17 protein-coding genes and 1 pseudogene are annotated in these 16,565 nt (G+C 57.4%); 3 read left to right on the forward strand and 15 right to left on the reverse strand.

What is annotated here, in order from left to right; genetic code table 11:
• Positions 1-32: 32 nt before the first annotated feature.
• The 10 genes from HB376_RS36910 to HB376_RS36955 all read right to left on the reverse strand — a co-directional run bounded on the left by HB376_RS36910 (position 33) and on the right by HB376_RS36955 (position 10,965).
• Positions 33-329, reverse strand: a complete 297-nt coding sequence (locus tag HB376_RS36910) for a Dabb family protein (protein WP_213768632.1) — start codon at positions 327-329, stop codon at positions 33-35.
• Positions 330-422: 93 nt separating this feature from the next.
• A complete protein-coding gene (gene mmsB, locus HB376_RS36915; RefSeq protein ID WP_213768633.1) occupies positions 423-1,631 on the reverse strand; it encodes a multiple monosaccharide ABC transporter permease in 1,209 nt (402 codons plus the stop codon).
• The gene (mmsA, locus tag HB376_RS36920; protein ID WP_213768634.1) at positions 1,632-3,161 is read right to left on the reverse strand and encodes a multiple monosaccharide ABC transporter ATP-binding protein; all 1,530 of its coding nucleotides are present in this window, start codon (positions 3,159-3,161) and stop codon (positions 1,632-1,634) included.
• 89 nt (positions 3,162-3,250) lie between these two features.
• On the reverse strand, positions 3,251-4,324 hold the full coding sequence (gene chvE, locus HB376_RS36925) for a multiple monosaccharide ABC transporter substrate-binding protein (protein WP_213768635.1): 1,074 nt from the start codon (positions 4,322-4,324) through the stop codon (positions 3,251-3,253).
• Between the two features lie 97 nt (positions 4,325-4,421).
• Entirely contained in the window at positions 4,422-5,510 is a 1,089-nt protein-coding gene (locus tag HB376_RS36930) for a Gfo/Idh/MocA family oxidoreductase (protein WP_213768636.1), read from the reverse strand.
• Positions 5,511-5,534: 24 nt separating this feature from the next.
• A complete protein-coding gene (iolG, locus tag HB376_RS36935; RefSeq protein WP_346730652.1) occupies positions 5,535-6,539 on the reverse strand; it encodes an inositol 2-dehydrogenase in 1,005 nt (334 codons plus the stop codon).
• Between the two features lie 14 nt (positions 6,540-6,553).
• A complete protein-coding gene (locus HB376_RS36940; RefSeq protein ID WP_213768638.1) occupies positions 6,554-7,447 on the reverse strand; it encodes a sugar phosphate isomerase/epimerase in 894 nt (297 codons plus the stop codon).
• Positions 7,448-7,528: 81 nt separating this feature from the next.
• Positions 7,529-8,437: an intradiol ring-cleavage dioxygenase gene (locus tag HB376_RS36945; protein WP_213768639.1), complete on the reverse strand. Its 909-nt coding sequence runs from the start codon at positions 8,435-8,437 to the stop codon at positions 7,529-7,531.
• A gap of 198 nt (positions 8,438-8,635) precedes the next feature.
• Complete coding sequence (locus tag HB376_RS36950) at positions 8,636-9,550, reverse strand: LysR family transcriptional regulator (protein WP_213768640.1); 915 nt, start codon at positions 9,548-9,550, stop codon at positions 8,636-8,638.
• A 221-nt stretch (positions 9,551-9,771) separates the two neighbouring features.
• Positions 9,772-10,965, reverse strand: a complete 1,194-nt coding sequence (locus HB376_RS36955) for a phytanoyl-CoA dioxygenase family protein (protein WP_213768641.1) — start codon at positions 10,963-10,965, stop codon at positions 9,772-9,774.
• Positions 10,966-11,078: 113 nt separating this feature from the next.
• On the opposite strand from HB376_RS36955, the gene HB376_RS36960 reads away from it, so the two are divergent.
• Positions 11,079-12,119: a LacI family DNA-binding transcriptional regulator gene (locus HB376_RS36960; RefSeq protein WP_218627487.1), complete on the forward strand. Its 1,041-nt coding sequence runs from the start codon at positions 11,079-11,081 to the stop codon at positions 12,117-12,119.
• Between the two features lie 143 nt (positions 12,120-12,262).
• On the opposite strand, the gene HB376_RS36965 is transcribed toward HB376_RS36960, so the two are convergent.
• The 3 genes and pseudogenes from HB376_RS36965 to HB376_RS36975 form a co-directional block, all read right to left on the reverse strand.
• The gene (locus HB376_RS36965) at positions 12,263-12,553 is read right to left on the reverse strand and encodes a hypothetical protein (RefSeq protein ID WP_213768643.1); all 291 of its coding nucleotides are present in this window, start codon (positions 12,551-12,553) and stop codon (positions 12,263-12,265) included.
• A 301-nt stretch (positions 12,554-12,854) separates the two neighbouring features.
• A pseudogene (locus HB376_RS36970) lies at positions 12,855-13,305 on the reverse strand (GNAT family N-acetyltransferase).
• 116 nt (positions 13,306-13,421) lie between these two features.
• Positions 13,422-14,117, reverse strand: a complete 696-nt coding sequence (locus HB376_RS36975; protein ID WP_213768644.1) for a hypothetical protein — start codon at positions 14,115-14,117, stop codon at positions 13,422-13,424.
• A 245-nt stretch (positions 14,118-14,362) separates the two neighbouring features.
• Between HB376_RS36975 and HB376_RS36980 the strand changes: the two genes are divergently transcribed.
• Positions 14,363-14,794: a RidA family protein gene (locus HB376_RS36980; RefSeq protein ID WP_213768645.1), complete on the forward strand. Its 432-nt coding sequence runs from the start codon at positions 14,363-14,365 to the stop codon at positions 14,792-14,794.
• A complete protein-coding gene (locus tag HB376_RS36985; RefSeq protein ID WP_213768646.1) occupies positions 14,791-15,360 on the forward strand; it encodes a hypothetical protein in 570 nt (189 codons plus the stop codon). The genes HB376_RS36980 and HB376_RS36985 overlap by 4 nt, the downstream gene beginning before the upstream one ends.
• A gap of 183 nt (positions 15,361-15,543) precedes the next feature.
• Here the strand turns inward: HB376_RS36985 and HB376_RS36990 are convergent, their stop codons facing one another.
• Positions 15,544-16,134: a hypothetical protein gene (locus HB376_RS36990; RefSeq protein WP_213768647.1), complete on the reverse strand. Its 591-nt coding sequence runs from the start codon at positions 16,132-16,134 to the stop codon at positions 15,544-15,546.
• A 20-nt stretch (positions 16,135-16,154) separates the two neighbouring features.
• Positions 16,155-16,409 carry a hypothetical protein gene (locus tag HB376_RS36995; protein WP_213768648.1) on the reverse strand — a complete coding sequence of 85 codons (255 nt, stop codon included), beginning with the start codon at positions 16,407-16,409 and terminating at the stop codon, positions 16,155-16,157.
• Positions 16,410-16,565: the final 156 nt, after the last annotated feature.

Below are 16,565 nucleotides of genomic sequence, written 5' to 3' on the forward strand. Positions count from 1 at the left end.
CCACCTTTCAGATGTGCCGTTTTTGAACGGTATTAGAGATAGTCGACCTGGTGCCGCGCAATACGGCAATCACCAAGTTCTTGTTTGACCCGAACGTGTTCCGGGTGGGTCGCGTAGGCCTCCAGTGACTCACGGCTTTCGAACTCGGTATAGAGGACGACATCGCACGCATAGTCGACCTTGCTCACATCCATGCCAACCTCGAGCCGGTTCATGCCGGGAATCTTTCCGGACAGTCCTTCGAATCGGCTTTTGACGAACAGCGCCATCTCCTGCTTTTGCTGAGGCGTATCGCCGCGAACGTCCCACATCACGATGTGTTTAATCATTTGATTCCATTCCTTTGCGACTGGTAAGGACAAAAGCGAGTGGCGTACGTTGAAGAGAATCCTGTATGCCGCGGCGGTCACGGCAAACATCATTTAAGCCTTGTTCTTGTTGTACACATCGACGAACACCGCGGCCAGCAGGACAAGGCCCTTGATTACCTGCTGGTAGTCAACGCCGATACCCATAATCGACATGCCGTTGTTCATCACACCCATAATGAAAGCACCGACGACGGCTCCCATCACCTTGCCAACGCCGCCGGAGGCAGATGCACCACCAATGAAACATGCCGCAATCACATCCAGTTCGAAGCCAGTTCCGGCCCTCGGCGTACCGCTGTTAAGGCGCGCGGCGAAGATAAGCCCCGCGAGTGCGGCAAGAACCCCCATGTTCACAAAGGCGAAGAAGCTCACGCGCTGAATATTGACGCCAGAAAGCATGGCTGCCTTCGCGTTGCCCCCCACCGCATAGACCCGCCGGCCAATCGTTGTCCGGTTCATCAGGAATGTGTACGCGCCAATCAGCACGCCCATGATGATGAGAACAGTCGGCAAGCCGCGATAAGAGGCGAGCAAGTAACAGAGGAAGACAATCAGGCCGGTCAGGATGACGTTCTTGACGACGAACATCGAGAACGAGCCGCTGTCCATTTCATGCTTCGCGGCACTGGCACGTTGGCGAAGTTCGACGATGAAGAAGAGTGCCCCCACAAGAACGCCCAGCAAAATCGACGTGATGTGAATGCGCTGACCGTGGAACACGTCTGGCAGGAACCCAGAGCTCACCGCGGCGAACGCATCAGGAAATGGACCGATGGATTGCCCTTGGAGAACAAGGTTGGTGAGCCCGCGGAAAACGAGCATCCCAGCAAGCGTCACGATGAACGACGGCATCTTCCAGAACGCAACCCAGTAGCCCTGCGCGGCCCCAATGAGTGCCCCTGCGACAATACAGATGATTGTCGCGAGGATGTAGTTGACGTTGAACTGCACCATCAGGAGCGCTGCCAATGCGCCCACGAGGCCTGCGGTCGAGCCAACGGAGAGGTCAATGTGGCCGGCTACGATGACCATCAGCATACCCAACGCCATGATGACGATGTAGCTGTTCTGAAGAACAAGATTCGTCAGATTGAGCGGCTGCATCAGAACGCCGCTGGTCGACACCTGGAAGAACGCCATGATGACGACGAGGGAAAGGAGCAAACCGTATTCGCGCGCGCCGCGCTTAATTGACTTCATGAATTCGCTATGCCGGACTTCAGAGCCTTGAGGCGCGGTCGGGGACAGTACTTTACGCATTTAGATATCTCCATTTCGCATGATTGCCCGCATGATTTTTTCCTGTGTAGCCTCTTGCGCAGTGAACTCCCCGACGAAGCGGCCTTCATTCATCACGTACACGCGGTCACACATGCCCAGAAGCTCGGGCATCTCAGACGAAATCATGACGACACACTTACCAGCCCCAACCACCTGATTGATAATGCTGTAAATCTCGTATTTCGCTCCCACATCAATTCCGCGGGTCGGCTCGTCCAGGATGAGTACATCCGGATTCGAAAATAGCCATTTGCTCAAAACGACTTTCTGCTGATTACCGCCAGACAGATTCCCGACAACGTGCATTACCCCCTGGCTACGAATGCGTAGCTTCTTGAGGAAGTCGGTGGCAACCGCAACGTCCTCGTGCTCGTTGACGACGCCAAATTTCGATACACCGCCCAAATTCGCCAACGAAATGTTCCGCTGGATGTTGTCGTCAAGGAGCAACCCATTGCCTTTCCGGTCTTCCGTGACATACGCCAGTCCACACTTGATAGCCTTCTGCACGGTTGACACGTCTACCGGCTTGCCCTTCATCAGCACTGTCCCGGAGATGTCCTGTCCGTACGTGCGGCCGAAGATGCTCATCGCTAGCTCTGTGCGCCCGGAACCCATCAGCCCGGCGATACCGACAATTTCGCCACGGCGTGCCGTGAGGTTGACGCCCTTGATGACGGCTCGGTCTCGCTGGGTCGGATGTTGAACGCGCCAGTCGCGTACCTCAAAGACCACTTCGCCGATCTCCGGTGTCCGCTTGGGATAACGGTCCGACATTTCACGGCCAACCATGGCCTTGATGATTCGGTCTTCACTGATCGTCTCTGCGTTGCAGTCGAGTGCGTCCACCGTCGAGCCATCGCGAATGACAGTGATTGAATCCGCGACCCTCGAAATCTCGTTCAGCTTGTGCGAAATAATGATTGATGTCACACCACGTTCCTGCAATTCCAGGAGCAGGGTTAGAAGCGTGTCGCTATCCTTGTCGTTCAGGCTCGCCGTGGGTTCGTCCAATATCAAAAGTCGGACTTCTTTCGATAGTGCCTTCGCGATTTCTACGAGTTGCTGCTTGCCAATGCCGAGCGTTCCAATGAGCGTATTGGGTGGGTCTGAAAGTCCTACTCTCGCCAGCAACTCCTTCGCCTTGGCGAACGACGACTGCCAGTCGATGACGCCTCGTTTTGACTGCTCGTTGCCTAAAAAGATATTCTCGGTTACGGACAACATCGGAACCATTGCCAGTTCCTGGTGGATGATGATGATGCCAACGGCCTCGCTGTCATGGATGCCGGCGAATTGCCGCTGGTCTCCGTCGTAGACCACCTCACCGTCGTATGAACCGTGCGGATAGACGCCGCTCAAAATCTTCATCAACGTAGATTTGCCGGCGCCGTTCTCGCCGCAAATGGCATGGATTTCGCCCCTTCGCACTTTCAGATTGACGTTATTCAGCGCTTTAACTGCTCCAAAGCTCTTCTGAATCCCGCGCATCTCCAAAATAGTTTCCATCGTGGATTCCTTCGTTGGCTCACGTTATGTGCGCGCCGACGAAGTGCCGGACCGCTTTCACGTGACCCGGCACCGCCGTCTCGACCGTGTTACTTCAACTGTGCTTCCGTGTAGTACCGGCCCTGAGTCACCAGGATGGTCTTCCAGTTGCTGGCGTCTACGAGAACTGGCTTGACCAGGTAGGTCGGGATGACCTTAACGCCGTTGTTGTAGCTGGTGGTGTCGTTCACCGGAACGGCTTTTCCCGACAACGCATCGTCGACCATCGTGGCTGCCATACCTGCAAGCTGGCGCGTATCTTTGTAGACCGTTGTGGCCTGGTCACCACGAATGATTGCCTTGACGTTCTGCATCTCGGCGTCCTGCCCGGTGATCGCCGGCATCGGTTGCTGCGACGTGCCGTATCCGACGCCCTTCAGCGATGAGATAACGCCGATTGCGATGCCATCATTTGGGCACAGAACAGCGTCAAGACGCGCATTTCCGTAGTTCGCGCTTAGCAAATTGTCCATGCGTGATTGAGCAGTCGCACCGTCCCAGTTGTGGGTAGCGACCTTTTCGATGGTGACCTGCTTGCTACGCACGACAAACTTCCCGCTGTCGATATAAGGTTTGAGCACGGATATGCCACCGTTGTAGACCATGTGTGCATTGTTGTCGTCAATCGAGCCCGCGAAAATCTCGACATTGAAAGGCGTTTTGCTTCCCTTCTTCTGCCAGACGTCGACAATACTTTGAGCCTGAAGCGCACCGACCTGGAAGTTGTCGAACGTCGCGTTGTAATCGACGTTCTTCGTATCGCGAATCAGACGGTCGTACGAGATGACCTTGATGTGTCGCTGCGCAGCCAGGTTCAACACATCCGAGAGGGTCTTCCCGTCAATCGGCGCGATGACCAGGGCCTTCTCGCCCTTCGAAATCATGTTTTCGAGCTGGTTGACCTGCGTCGGAACGTCGTCGTTCGCATACTGGAGGTCGGCGGTGTAACCCTTCTCCTTCAAAGCGGCCACCATGTTGTTGCCATCCGTAATCCAGCGGGACTGCGTTTTGTTCGGCAGTGTGATGCCAACTACACCCTTGTCCTGGGCATAAGCGGTGCCCGCTACCGACGACATCGAAACTGATACCGCCATCGTAATGGCAAGGCTTTTGAGGATGCTCATCTTTGTCTCCTTGATAGGACTACGAATTAGGTAACCGACTTTTTAGTCGATTTTCCCGTGGCCGTTGATACCGGGATGGTATCAACGGCTGGTCTTGTCACTCGATGAATATTTCCGCACCCGCCTTCTGCGACGACGCGAACATGGCTTCAATGACCCTGTTGATGTTGTAGGCTTGGGTCGCTGAGACAACCGACGGCGTGCCGTTGCGCAGTGCGTCGACGAAAGCGGTTGATTCGCGGTCGAAATAGACGGGATTGCCGATTTCAGCGATTTCGGGCGAATACTCTGTTTTCTTCGTCGCCCAGATTTCCGGGAAGCTGGTTTCCCGCCACTCGGTCCACCCCTTCGGATGAGCACCGCTGCCCGAGTCGTAAATCTTGTAGCTTGAGGGCAGCGAGCGGGAAGACATGATTCCTTCAGTTCCGTACGCGGTGAAGTCCCATGTTTCCGTCCACGGCAGGACATCCCACGCCATGAAATCCAGGACGACAATCTTGTCCTCGTAATTGAGGACAGCACCTGCTGCATCCTCCCGAGATTCGTCGCCGTGAAAGTTCTGGAATTTGGTTATACGGGCGTTGACCGAACGCGGCACGCCGAAGTGAAAAAGGATACGGTCTACCGTGTGACAACCGATGACGAACACGGCGCCACCAATGTCGCCTGGCTGCGTCATATGCGCGGTTGCTGCTTCATTGTGAGAACAGCCTGCGTGAGCGCGCACCTGCACCACCTTGCCAAGGCGTCCTGCTTGCAGTGCTGCCTGCATGGCATCGATTGATGGTGCGAATCGCCAGCAGTAACCGACCTGCACAAGGCCACCGGTGCGCTCTACCGCATCGACGATTCGCTTTGCATCTTGCGAGCTGCGGCCAGCGGGCTTTTCGACGAGAACCGATTTTCCTGCTTCCAGGGCCTCGATGGTCAGGTCGGCCATCTTCTCGCTCTTCGAATGCACGAGGACGACATGCACGTTATCGTCAGCGAGGATATCTTCTTTCGAGCGCGCTTGTAAGCCAAGGGCATCCACAAACGGATTAAGCAGCGGGCTGGCATCCCACGCGCCGAGCATCCTGGCATCGGGGCGACGTTGAATCGCCTTCACCCGACCGGACGTGTGCGGGTGGGTAATGCCAAGGCAAGCAACGCCGACCGTATCGTTGGCAGCAATTTTTCGTGTCATGGTCTATCTCCTCTTGAGTCCTGGTTACACCTTCACCGATTTGCCGGACATCGCTGACTCAAGCGCGCAGTCCGCCAGACGCAAAGCCTTCAGGCCATCCTGCACCGAGGTCGGGAAGGCTGATTTTGTACGCAGCGCCTCGACAAACGCCGTCAGCTCCGTCTTGTATGCTGTTTCGTACCGCTCCAGGAAGAAGTTGAGAAGAGGTTCGCGAGCATCGGTCGCGCTATCCGTCCAGCGGCGAATTGTCGAAGGCCGAAGATTGTCCTGCAGCAGCATCCCCTTCGAACCAAACACTTCCATGCGCTGGTCGTAACCATAGACAGCTTCACGGCAGCAATTGATGTGGCATTGCTTTCCGCTTGCCGTGCGCAGCTGCAGCATCACCGTGTCGAAGTCTGGGACCTCAGAGAGACTCGGTTCGACGAGGCAACTTGCCATCGCCATGACTTCGACCGGCTCTTCGCCGAGATACCAGCGCGCGAGGTCGAGGTCGTGAATGACCATGTCACGGAAGATTCCGCCGGAATGCTTCACGTACTCTCGGGGAGGCATGCCCGGGTCGCGACTCGTAATGACGACCTGGCGGACTTCGCCGACCTCGCCGGCATCAATCGCTTTGCGGAACGCCTGCGACGTCGGGTCAAAGCGGCGGTTGAACGCAAGCATCACGCGACCATCTAATCGCTCGACCTCGTTGGCGGCCGCGACGGACTTTGCCATATCAAGGTCGATGGGTTTCTCGCACAGCACGGCCTTGCCTTTGGCGATCGCGTGAAGCATGAACTGAATGTGCGTGTCGGTGGGCGTGCCGATAACAATTGCGTCGACGTCGTCGCGCTCGATTGCGGCAAGGCAGTCGGTCGCCGCGTGGCAGCCCAGACGCTTCGCCAGCGACGACGCGGCATCCCCAAACGGGTCAGCGACCACGATGAGCTTTGCATCCGGGTTGGCGGCAACGTTAGCCGCGTGAATCTTGCCAATGCGGCCCGCACCGAGAACAGCGATTCGAATCATGTTTGTCTCCATATATTTCGTTGTGGTCAGGCCGCTGCGCGACCTTTCGACTTTGCCTCGGACGAGAACTGCGCAATGGTCGTGTCGTATGCGCGCTTGGCCATCTCGTCCAGGGGAAGCTTGCGAAAGGTCTCCGAGATGAGTTCGACGCCGTAATACGGAACGGGCATGCCGGCGGCCCACACTGCGTCGATGAAGGCCGGACAGTCGAACGTGCCTTCTCCGCACAGGCGACGCTGAAAACGCGTGTCCTCAAACAGGGTGCCCACGACTTGGGCGTCGCCGTCGTCTAGCTCAATACCCTTGATGTATTTGGTCGGAACCTTCGCGATTTCGCTGTAGTCGCACCCACTTCTCGCAACATGCCAGATATCAAGCATCAGCCCGCCGTTTGGCTGGTCCGCGCCTTCGACGATTGCCAGACCGTCCTGCAGGTTCTTCACAATCGAGAAGGGCATGAATTCGAGGGAGACAGTCGCATCGATTTGCGCGACGTCTTCACATAGACGGGCGAACGCGTCGGCGATTTGCGGCAGGTCCGCCGGACCTTCGTCCAGGTGACTCGCGCCAATTTTCAGGTTGCGCATTCCCAACGCACCGCCGAGCTCAATGAAGTCGCGGCGATGCTGGTCGGACAAGGCGCGCTCGTCGCCGGTCCTGTACCAGTCAACCAGAATTTCGAGTTCGAAGTACTTCATGCCGGTGTCTTCGAGAATGTGCTTCACGCCCGAGAGGCCGAACTTTTCGACGTTGTATTTGAGGTCAGGAAGGATAAGCCCGACGCCATTCCATCCTGCACGCGACGCCGCTTCGGCGCGCTCGCGCAACGAGAACGGACTGATTTCATTGGGGGCGCAGGGATACACATCACCTGCAATCGTCCAATACGCTGCCAGAAGCTCGATGTTTGCTGTGCTCATGTCTGGGTGTTCCAAAGTGCGGTTCGATGAAGGTGCGCTAGCTCTGAAGGCGCCGCGCGGAAGCTGTATCTGTCAGGGTGACTACACGGTCTTCGCGGTAGCTAGCGTGAAATCCCACGCCACGGACCAATAGGGTGCGCGCAGACCGACCCGCTCAGCGACGGTGACATCGTCGACCTTCCTGAAATCCGCTATTAGTTCGCGCTTGACACCGAATACGGCGTCTTCAGGTAGATAGGGACAGTCGGGCGTGAAGATGTGGGTGATGACGGGGTCGAAGCCTGGGGCCGTCACGATGAAGTGCAGGTGTGCCGCGCGGTTGGGATGACGCCCCATCGCACCGAGCAGCTTGCCGACGGGGCCGTCCGAGGGAATCGGGTAATGACGGGGCTTCACCGACTTGAACCAGTACTTGCCTTCAGCGTCCGACGTGAATATGCCGCGCAAGTTTGAATCGGGTTGAATACCTTTTTGCTGGACATCGTAGAAGCCATCGTCGTTCGTCTGCCAGACTTCGAGTTTGGCGTTCGGGATGGCATTACCGTTAATATCTGCGACACGACCTGCAACCACGAGCGGTTCGCCTTTTCCGTCAAGGCAGATGTTCGCGCCGCTCGGATACTCCGGTGCGCCAGCAACGTAGAACGGCCCGAGGATGGTGTTGGGGGTAGCGCCGCTGGGGCGACGATGATTGATGGCATCGACGAGCATCGACACGCCGAGGATGTCAGAGAGAAGAATGTATTCTTGGCGCCAGTCGGTGCACATCTGGCCTGTTTCGGTGAGAAACCGGATCGCCGCGAACCATTCCTCGTGCGTCGGTTCGATTTCCTTTATCGCCGCGTGAAGATGCTTGACAAGCACAGACATGACCTGACGAAGCCGCTCATCTGTCTGCTCGCCCATTCGTGCATTGACGACATCGGCAGAGCGCGCCTCGTCGAAATAGGGAAGCGCGGCTGTTTGGGCTGACGCGAAAGTGCTTTGCATTGCAGTGTCTCCATCGATGTTTTCGTACAGCTTTGAACCAAGTCTATAGCCATCAAACTTGGCAAACCAGAGCTAGAAAAAGAATCTCTTTTGCACTAAATGGGAAACTCAATGACCCGCGTTCCGTTTGGCTGGATGGCAAGGTCGTGCGGAGGCATCGGAGCGTGAAGCCCCATTACATGACGGTACTTGCGGGTACTACGCGGTCCAGAGACGCTCAAAATCGTGCTGCTGGAATCGCTCAGTCAGCGCATCAACAAAGAGACGGACTTTGACGGGCATGTGCGCGCGGGTCTGAAAGGCGATGTTCATCGTCAGGCGTGGAAGGTCCCAATCATCAAGAACGGGGACGAGTCGACCAGCAATCAGGTCGTCGTACACGATGTATTTGGGCTGAACGAGTACGCCCATGCCGTTTAACGCAGCGACGCGCAATATCTGACCGTCATTCGCTTCGAGCAAGGGTTTAACCTTGACGACAATGCACTCGCCGCCACGCTGGAACGACAGTTCTCGCGGGTTATCTGCGAGACCGTAGTTGAGCACGTGATGCCTGACGAGTTCAGCGGGAAAACAAGGTGCCCCGTGAACCTCTATGTATGCGGGGGATGCCGCGAGTATGCGGCGCGTTGAAGCCAGGCGCTTTATCGTGATGTTGCTGTCTGCCTCCAGCACCTTGGTGCGTACCGCCACGTCAATCCCGTTCTCGATGATGTCGTAGTAACGATTGGCCGCCACCACATCAACCGTAATGTCGGGATAGCGTGCCGTGAACTCCTGCAGCAGGGGCGCGATGTGCAGCGTGCAGAAAGATAGGGACGCCGTCACGCGCAGCACGCCGCTCGGCTTTACCACCGCCTCCCTGGCTACGGACTCTGCTTCTTTGAGGTCGGCCAGAACAGATTTGCACCGCCGATGGAATTCCGCTCCTGCTTCCGTCAAATAGAGGCTGCGGGTATTGCGACGTATCAACTGCACGCCGAGCCGCGTCTCAAGCGAGGCGAGATAGCGGCTCGCGGCAGATATCGAAAGGTCCAGTGCTTCGGCCGCACGACTGATATTTCCCGACTCTGCGACTTCTATGAAAAGCTCGATTTCCTTGAACTGGTCCATGACGGCCCATCACCTGCTGAGGTATTCGAGCAGTGCGGCCATCTGCGGCGCTCGCTGCCTGAGATTTAAACTCATCTTTGTACGTCAGATCCAAGTTTTTGGGGTCCAATCATAGCAACGTTCCGGCTGTTTGGCAGAGGAGAAAGACATCAAAAATACCTCAATTCTGGTCGCGGCGATTTGGCGCAAATGTGGCGGCCTCGGCCTTTTAATAGAAGACCCTATGCCTCGCGTCGCTCGACTTGCTCACGAATTGCGGCCATGAATCCGTCCGTGTCCCAAAACTCTGCCAGCGCCCGACGGAATAATTGCTGCTGACTTTCTGGTGCGAGGCCGCCCTGCGGCGGGTCCCTGTCCAGATTCGTTGGAAACGGATAGCCCTCGGCACACGACGCAATCACCGCGTCGGCCTCTTCTCGCGTGATGGTCGCCGTCCGCACTCGTTCCAGCAAGACCGGATATAACGCCTCGCACATCTTTGTCCGATTCAGCGACTCCATTGCACGACCGTAGGCCGAGGAAATCTGCAAGAGGTTGGCCATGCGGTGAATAGAGGTCGTCCGGTTCGAACCGGCTGCATGGAAGAGTGCGGGATTGAAGAACAGCGCATCACCTTTTTCGAGCGGCAGTTGGATATAGTGAGTTTCAAAATAGTCGCGGAAGTCCTGCCGACGCCATGCGAGGTACCCTTCGGCATAGCGCTGCGAGAAAGGCAGCAGCTTGGTTGGCCCGCTTTCCACTGCCATGTCGCTGTGAGCAATCGCCCCTTGCAGGGTGAGATAGCGGGACATTGTATGAACGTGTGCCGGATAACGCTCGGCTTCCGCTACGGTTTGAAAACCAAGGTGATAGTCCCGGTGCGCCTGTTGCGCGTGTCCGCCGGGACGTACGACGTTGACCTGCGACGTCATCTGGAAGTGAGGCCCCAGCCACGCCTCGGCCATAGCGCGTAGTGCCTGGCTCGCGAAGTAGCGGGCGAACACCGAGGGCGCGCGTAGGCAGAGCTTTTCCTGCGCATTCCAGATGCGGTCATTCGCACCTGCCTTGGCGAAATGGTCTGCCCCGGTGACGCCAGCTTCGCGCTCCTCGCGGATGACTGACTCAAAGACCCTGGTCGCGTCGTCAATCGGCGCTGTGTCGGCGTGAACCCGTTTCAGCACCAACACACCCGCGCCCGTGTTCAATACGCTCGCCCACTCGGCTTGCACGTCCGCGCGCCGTGGGGCATCGTCGAAGGCACCGGCAAGCTCGCGGCAGTCGTACACGGGAACGTCGTCGACTGTTTCAGCGGCAAATCGAAGTCTGCCAGCATCGGGACGGGGCTGAAGCGCAGCGACGAAGTCTCGAAGCGAACAATCCTGCTCCCGATACCAAAGGCGTACGCGCGCTTTGCCACGCGGTTCAGTTGCGGTCATGGTGTCTCCTCTGTTCTTGCCCGACGATAGCCCTCTTGCGGACCCTTGCGTTACTATAAAAACCTCAACAACACCTCATCTAGGTTGCACCGATAGTGGCTCATCGATTTCTCATGAAGGAAATCGCCCTTCAGGCGGGCCTTGGGCTCGCCACAGTCGACCGGGCGCTGAACGGGCGGAAGCATGTCCGTGAACACACTCGCCAGCGCGTGCAGCATGCGATAGAAGAACTGGAGAAGCAGCAGTTTCAGTCGGCCACTAGCGGGCGCAAGCTCGTTGTCGATGTTGTCGTCGAAGCACCCCGCAGGTTTTCCGACGAAATACGCGAAGCATTGGAATCGGAACTGCCGGGACTACAGCCAGCCGTGTTCCGGCCTCGCTTTCTGATGCAGGACACGATGACGACGGCAGACGTCGTCGGCGCGCTGAAAGCAATCGGACGAAGAGGCAGCCACGGCGTATTGCTCAAGGCGCGGGATGTCCCTGAGGTTGCCGACGCCGTCGCGGAGCTGCAGCAACGCGGTGTACCCGTCATCACCATCTTTACGGACATTCCGCAGTCCGTGCGTATTGCCTACGCGGGTCTCGACAACCGGATGGCGGGCGCGACAGCCGCTTACCTCATTGGTCAATGGCTCGCTCGCCGGGAAGGTGATGTCCTCATCACGATGAGTAACGAGCGCTTCAGAGGCGAGGAGGAGCGCGAAATCAGCTTTCGCGATGAGTTGCAGCGGCGGCATCCGAAGCTCACCCTCGTTGATGCGAGCGGCGGTCACGGTCTTGACGCCCAGACCGGGGAGCGGGTAAAGCGGGCCGTTGGTTCGGGCCGGAAAATCGTCGCGGTGTATTCGATGGGCGGGGGAAATGTCGCGATACTGCGCGCGCTGAAGTCGATAGGCCAGACGCCGAAGTGTTTCATCGGGCACGACCTGGATAGGGACAATGTTGAGTTGCTGCATGATGGAAAGCTCAGTGCGGTCTTGCACCACGACCTGCGACAAGACATGCGAACCGCGTGCCATTACATCATGCACTTTCATAAATTGCTGCCGGCTTCTGCAGTCGGACCGTCGTCGTCGGTGGTGGTGGTCACCCCGGCAAACATTCCGCAATCTGTCGAACAGCGATTCAGCAGGCGGTCTCGTCCGCGCTGACCGTGTCCGGACTTGTCTCTTCGATTGGTCGGGCCAATCACGACTTGGAAACAATGACGCGAATGAAGGACAAAGTTCCAGAGGCCACATTGACGCGCGCTTCTATTCGGCTCTGAAATCAGGATAGCGCTCAAAGGTCCGTTTTATGAGCTGACGGAACCAGATGTTTGCTGCGTCGTTGTGGAAGCGCGGATGCCCGTGTTGCCGGAGCGCGAATTGAGGAAGCGCAGCCGGCGGCGGCAAGATTCGGACGGTACCAGTTTGACGAAGACACTCCCAAGCTCGATCGACACCGTTGCTGTCAACCCGAGATGTTCGCCGATCAACAGTGGCAAAACGAGGAAGTGAGGATTTTTGCGATAGACATTGCGGCCCAGCCCATACTGATCGAATGCCCTGTCGTACGCAGCGCTCGGGACGACAATCCGAGGCATCGTTTCGAACTGATCGCGTGTACTCGAACGCCGAATCAGGTGGCAACGAGCATTTAGTTTTCCGATAGCAGCTACGAATGATGAGCTTGATCGTCGCTGAATGACGGTAATGGCCGATGTGCGGCTCAACACGGTCTAGCGTGAAGGTTCGCTGTCTGAGCGTTAGCAGCCGCTCGAATAACCGCATGACGGCAATGGCGAACGTCTCAAACTGGCCGGCTTGTGCCTGACGCGGCGTGGCGCGGGTCGCCCCTCGTGAACGCGTCGAAATGCGTGTACCGTATGCTCGCCAGACCGCCGATTACATGGCAGTTCGCGGACGCCATAGCAACTTGACGTCGCTAGGGGTCTCGCCGGCATATTCGAAGCCAAGTCGCTCGTAGAGGCGCCGCGCTGGGTTGTGGTGCATGACACTCAGCGAGACGGCGACGTTTGCCTCCTCTGCTTCCGCCAGCACAAGGCGCAAGACCGCTTCGCCAATTCCGGCGCCCCTGACATTTCGGGGAGATTTGAAGCTGATGCACGTGCCACTCCGAATCCGCACGGCTGAGCTTGAGAATCTCAACGTCTTCGTCACCCGCACGAACAAGCCTCGCGTCTTCGAAATTTGCGCGGATGCGCTCAAAGTGAGTGCCGTCGTCAGTCGCCACACCGGCCTTTTGCAAATGCTCGGTCATCGACGATTTTCGCAGTTGCAGGAGGAACGGTTCGTCGGCGGTGGACGCCGGCCGAAGCTCGATTGTTAGTTTCATCGGATTGTGTCGCTGAGTCTGTGCAGCCTCGATTGTTGACCATCTTGCAGCGATAGTCGATGGTCTCTTGCTGGCCGAAGCAGGTCGTGCAGTTGACTAGTGTCAGTTTTAACGTCTCACTGAAGACGACGCCGGAGTCGATAGACGCCGTCAAAGTTCACATTCATTCCTCCGCACTGCCCATTGTCGGCAGCAACAAGGAATTTTCCGGCGATGTGTAAAGCCACCGTACAACCGTTGCTGAACTCCGGGACCTCATTTGTCAACATTCCGTTTTTGGGAGTTCCAATGAAGTCGAAATCGCCAAAATCCGGTCCACCAGAACCTCCATCAAAGATGGCATTGCCCCTGACAGCGAGAGCTTGTGCATCAGATGTGCGAATCTCGATTTTTGCGTGGTCGTTTTGCCAAACACCAAGCCATTGATCCGCAAACGTCTGGCTAGTTGCTATCGCTTTCCACCGCCCACGCGGTACCCACCCATACCATACATCGAGTGGCCGCTTGCCAGGAATGCCCACGCAGATCCATGACTGATCGTGTGCAAGTTCGACACCTTGTCCCGCGCCAGCAAGTACGGGCGCTCCTCGCACGCGACAATCCTGCCGAGCATCACATTCTGTCTTGGGTACCATCAGCAGCGATACGGGGATGCCGGTCGTCAATGTCCCGGCCGTGACCCGTTTCAAGCTTGACAAGCCTTCAGACGCGCCAGCCCTCTGCGAACAGAACACGGATGCCATCGCGTTGCTCCCGTAGAAAGCGAGTGCTATCCAGAGCAAAACTAGTGGTCGACGCGCGGTCTTTTTCATGGTGTTTCAATTTTCGTTCACTTAAATCGGGTCGCGATTTGCATCGCACTCGATGTTTATCGCATCCGATTGTCAATGATTCAGGAGGTGGAGTCGATTGTCTCCTGTTGGCCGCACTCTGCCTGCCGGAACCGATGCTACCCGACCCGAGGCAGTGTCCCGACCGGCCTCCACTGCGGACCGTCGATGACCGCGTCACGAGCGTTGCATAATGCACAGAGACAACTCATCACGGGAGTTCGGCAATGGTAGATGCAGTGAACCCGCCCGATGTTTGGCCGCCGTTCGGGGCCTTCTCGATGGCCGTCATCCAAGGCGATGGCCACGTCGTTCACCTTAAAGGTCAAGTGTCACTCGATCGGCACGGGCAGGTTGTCGGACAAAACGACATCCGGGTGCAGGTGCGAAGGGTTCTGGAAAATATTCGTGACGTTCTGGCGACGATGGGTGGGCAAATGTCGGATGTGCTTTCGGTCGTTCACTATGCAACGGATATTGACGCGTTCATGAGCACCGGGGACATCCGTAAGGAATTCTTTGCCGCACCATATCCAGTCACCACAACCGTTCAAGTCGAACGTCTATATCGCCCCGAATTGATGATCGAAATCGCTGCGATTGCAGAAATTCCTCGTTCCCGGTTTCGCCGCCCGCAGGCGGAGGTGACCGCGCCATGACATTTGAGACAGCCGAAACCACGATGTGGCGACTTGTGCAGCTCTACACGGGTCGGGTCGGATACCAACTAGGCGTGAAATCCGAAGGACTGTCGGCCGACCCTCCGGTCATTGACTGCTCGGGATGGACCAGACTGCTTCTCACGAAAGCGATGCGAGCAGAGAACGAGGCTGCTGGTCGCGCAGTGTTTGGTGCTGAAGATGTGGAAGCCCTGCAAGTGTGGTCCGATCGGATCATCCAGGAGATTGAGACCCGCACAGGGTTCGTTCTTGAGGGGCGAGAGATCACAGCCCTCAGCCTCCCGCGTTGCGCCACCATCGGGCTGAAAATGGGAGACCCCTCCTGGGCGAGTAACCATCCGCGTCCACGCGGCATCACGCACATTGTTCAGGTCGTTCGTCGTCCGGAGGATGACGCGCCGTTTGTCTCCGAGTCCTTCGGCGGTTCAGTTCCACCCGGAATAAGTCTCACGCCGCTCGGGGAGTGGCTTGCCCTTTCACAGCCGCGTCTCCGCGCCGGCGAAATGTGGGCCGTCGACCCATTCCGGTTGCCCTCAAAAAATTGAACGACCTCCTCGAACGTCTCTTGGTGGCCGAACCCGGCCGTATGCCGGTCGCGGCCACGCGAGCTTGTGTCAAACTCTATTGTTTTGTGTCAAAGTCTATTGTCTTGTGTCGAACTCTATTGTTCGTTCACACATCAATGTCCGGTTCGCTGATAACAATTTGCGACATGCCTCTTTTCCGTGTTACGGGTAGCGGCCATCAATCCAACTCGGGCGCTGCTCGTCGGGCTTCGCGTCGATCGGTCGGCCGCCGCTGCGATCCCATGCGAAGCGATGAACGTCCCTTATGTGGCTGACAATCCTCTCGCCATCTTCCGGTCGGATGCTGATGCACGTGCGAATGGTCGTCCTGGGTCCTTCGCCAATCGGTTCAAGGTCGAACGTGAAACGCACTTCGCGATAGCCTGGAGCGTCGCCAAAGGTGACGAGCGTAGCGGAGAAATCCATTTTCTCGTCGCCCGCCTCTTGGGCGATGAACTGCGCGAGTTTGGCTTGCCGTGCCTTCTCTGCCGCCGCATAGGCGGTTTCGTCCTGCTCGCGCCTGAACTGCCGTGCCGCTGCCGGAATCAGGCGCAGCCAGTCGGGGCCGACCTTTTCCATCGCTTCGGCGATCGTGCAGCTCATGGCCGCAAGCCAGTCTGGACGATCGAGGATCAGCGCGACGGCCAGTTGCTCGCCCGTAGACATTCCGTTGGGGCCTCTGCTCGCAGCGTCGTGAGCCTTCCCGAGAAGGTGCGCGAGGTCAGCGTTGCCGATGGTCGATACGTTGGTCATGGCCTTTCCTCTTTCCGTTATTACGCTGGCGTAGGCTCGGAAAAGACCAACCCGTACAGCCGCGCAAAGTCGGCCGCATAGGACGCTCGCCTGAGCGCGTCGAGGTGCTGCAACGACAGCGTTTGCCAGAGATCGAAAGCACCGCTTGCCGCGCCCCGCTCGTAACTCGCGCCGAGAGCGTTGCCAGCTTCTACCTCTTTCGCGGCCGCGTCGAGATGAGCGCGGATCGCGCCTTCGGCGCTCTGCGTGATCTTGGTGTAACTGACTGACGTCAATTTATTTTCCGCTCAATTTGCCGACAAAATTAGGGTTGAGACTCGAGAATGGCTCGCACCCAATCGACGCTCCTGCTCACGCCGTCAACCATCCACGAAAAACTATCGCACTCCGCGTCATACAGGACGTCGATCACGCTGTCCCCGACTACCGCG

The organism is Caballeronia sp. dw_19 (assembly GCF_018449515.1).
Classification (GTDB): Bacteria; Pseudomonadota; Gammaproteobacteria; order Burkholderiales; family Burkholderiaceae; genus Caballeronia.

Coding starts and splice junctions, on each gene's coding strand:
- HB376_RS36965 (WP_213768643.1), bottom strand. CDS start 12,553: ATGCCTCGGATTGTCGTCCCGAGCGCTGCGTACGACAGGGCATTCGAT.
- mmsA (WP_213768634.1), bottom strand. CDS start 3,161: ATGGAAACTATTTTGGAGATGCGCGGGATTCAGAAGAGCTTTGGAGCA.
- HB376_RS36980 (WP_213768645.1), top strand. CDS start 14,363: ATGGTAGATGCAGTGAACCCGCCCGATGTTTGGCCGCCGTTCGGGGCC.
- HB376_RS36960 (WP_218627487.1), top strand. CDS start 11,079: ATGAAGGAAATCGCCCTTCAGGCGGGCCTTGGGCTCGCCACAGTCGAC.
- HB376_RS36940 (WP_213768638.1), bottom strand. CDS start 7,447: ATGAGCACAGCAAACATCGAGCTTCTGGCAGCGTATTGGACGATTGCA.
- chvE (WP_213768635.1), bottom strand. CDS start 4,324: ATGAGCATCCTCAAAAGCCTTGCCATTACGATGGCGGTATCAGTTTCG.
- mmsB (WP_213768633.1), bottom strand. CDS start 1,631: ATGCGTAAAGTACTGTCCCCGACCGCGCCTCAAGGCTCTGAAGTCCGG.
- HB376_RS36930 (WP_213768636.1), bottom strand. CDS start 5,510: ATGACACGAAAAATTGCTGCCAACGATACGGTCGGCGTTGCTTGCCTT.
- iolG (WP_346730652.1), bottom strand. CDS start 6,539: ATGGAGACAAACATGATTCGAATCGCTGTTCTCGGTGCGGGCCGCATT.
- HB376_RS36910 (WP_213768632.1), bottom strand. CDS start 329: ATGATTAAACACATCGTGATGTGGGACGTTCGCGGCGATACGCCTCAG.
- HB376_RS36950 (WP_213768640.1), bottom strand. CDS start 9,550: ATGGACCAGTTCAAGGAAATCGAGCTTTTCATAGAAGTCGCAGAGTCG.
- HB376_RS36975 (WP_213768644.1), bottom strand. CDS start 14,117: ATGAAAAAGACCGCGCGTCGACCACTAGTTTTGCTCTGGATAGCACTC.
- HB376_RS36945 (WP_213768639.1), bottom strand. CDS start 8,437: ATGCAAAGCACTTTCGCGTCAGCCCAAACAGCCGCGCTTCCCTATTTC.
- HB376_RS36990 (WP_213768647.1), bottom strand. CDS start 16,134: ATGACCAACGTATCGACCATCGGCAACGCTGACCTCGCGCACCTTCTC.
- HB376_RS36985 (WP_213768646.1), top strand. CDS start 14,791: ATGACATTTGAGACAGCCGAAACCACGATGTGGCGACTTGTGCAGCTC.
- HB376_RS36955 (WP_213768641.1), bottom strand. CDS start 10,965: ATGACCGCAACTGAACCGCGTGGCAAAGCGCGCGTACGCCTTTGGTAT.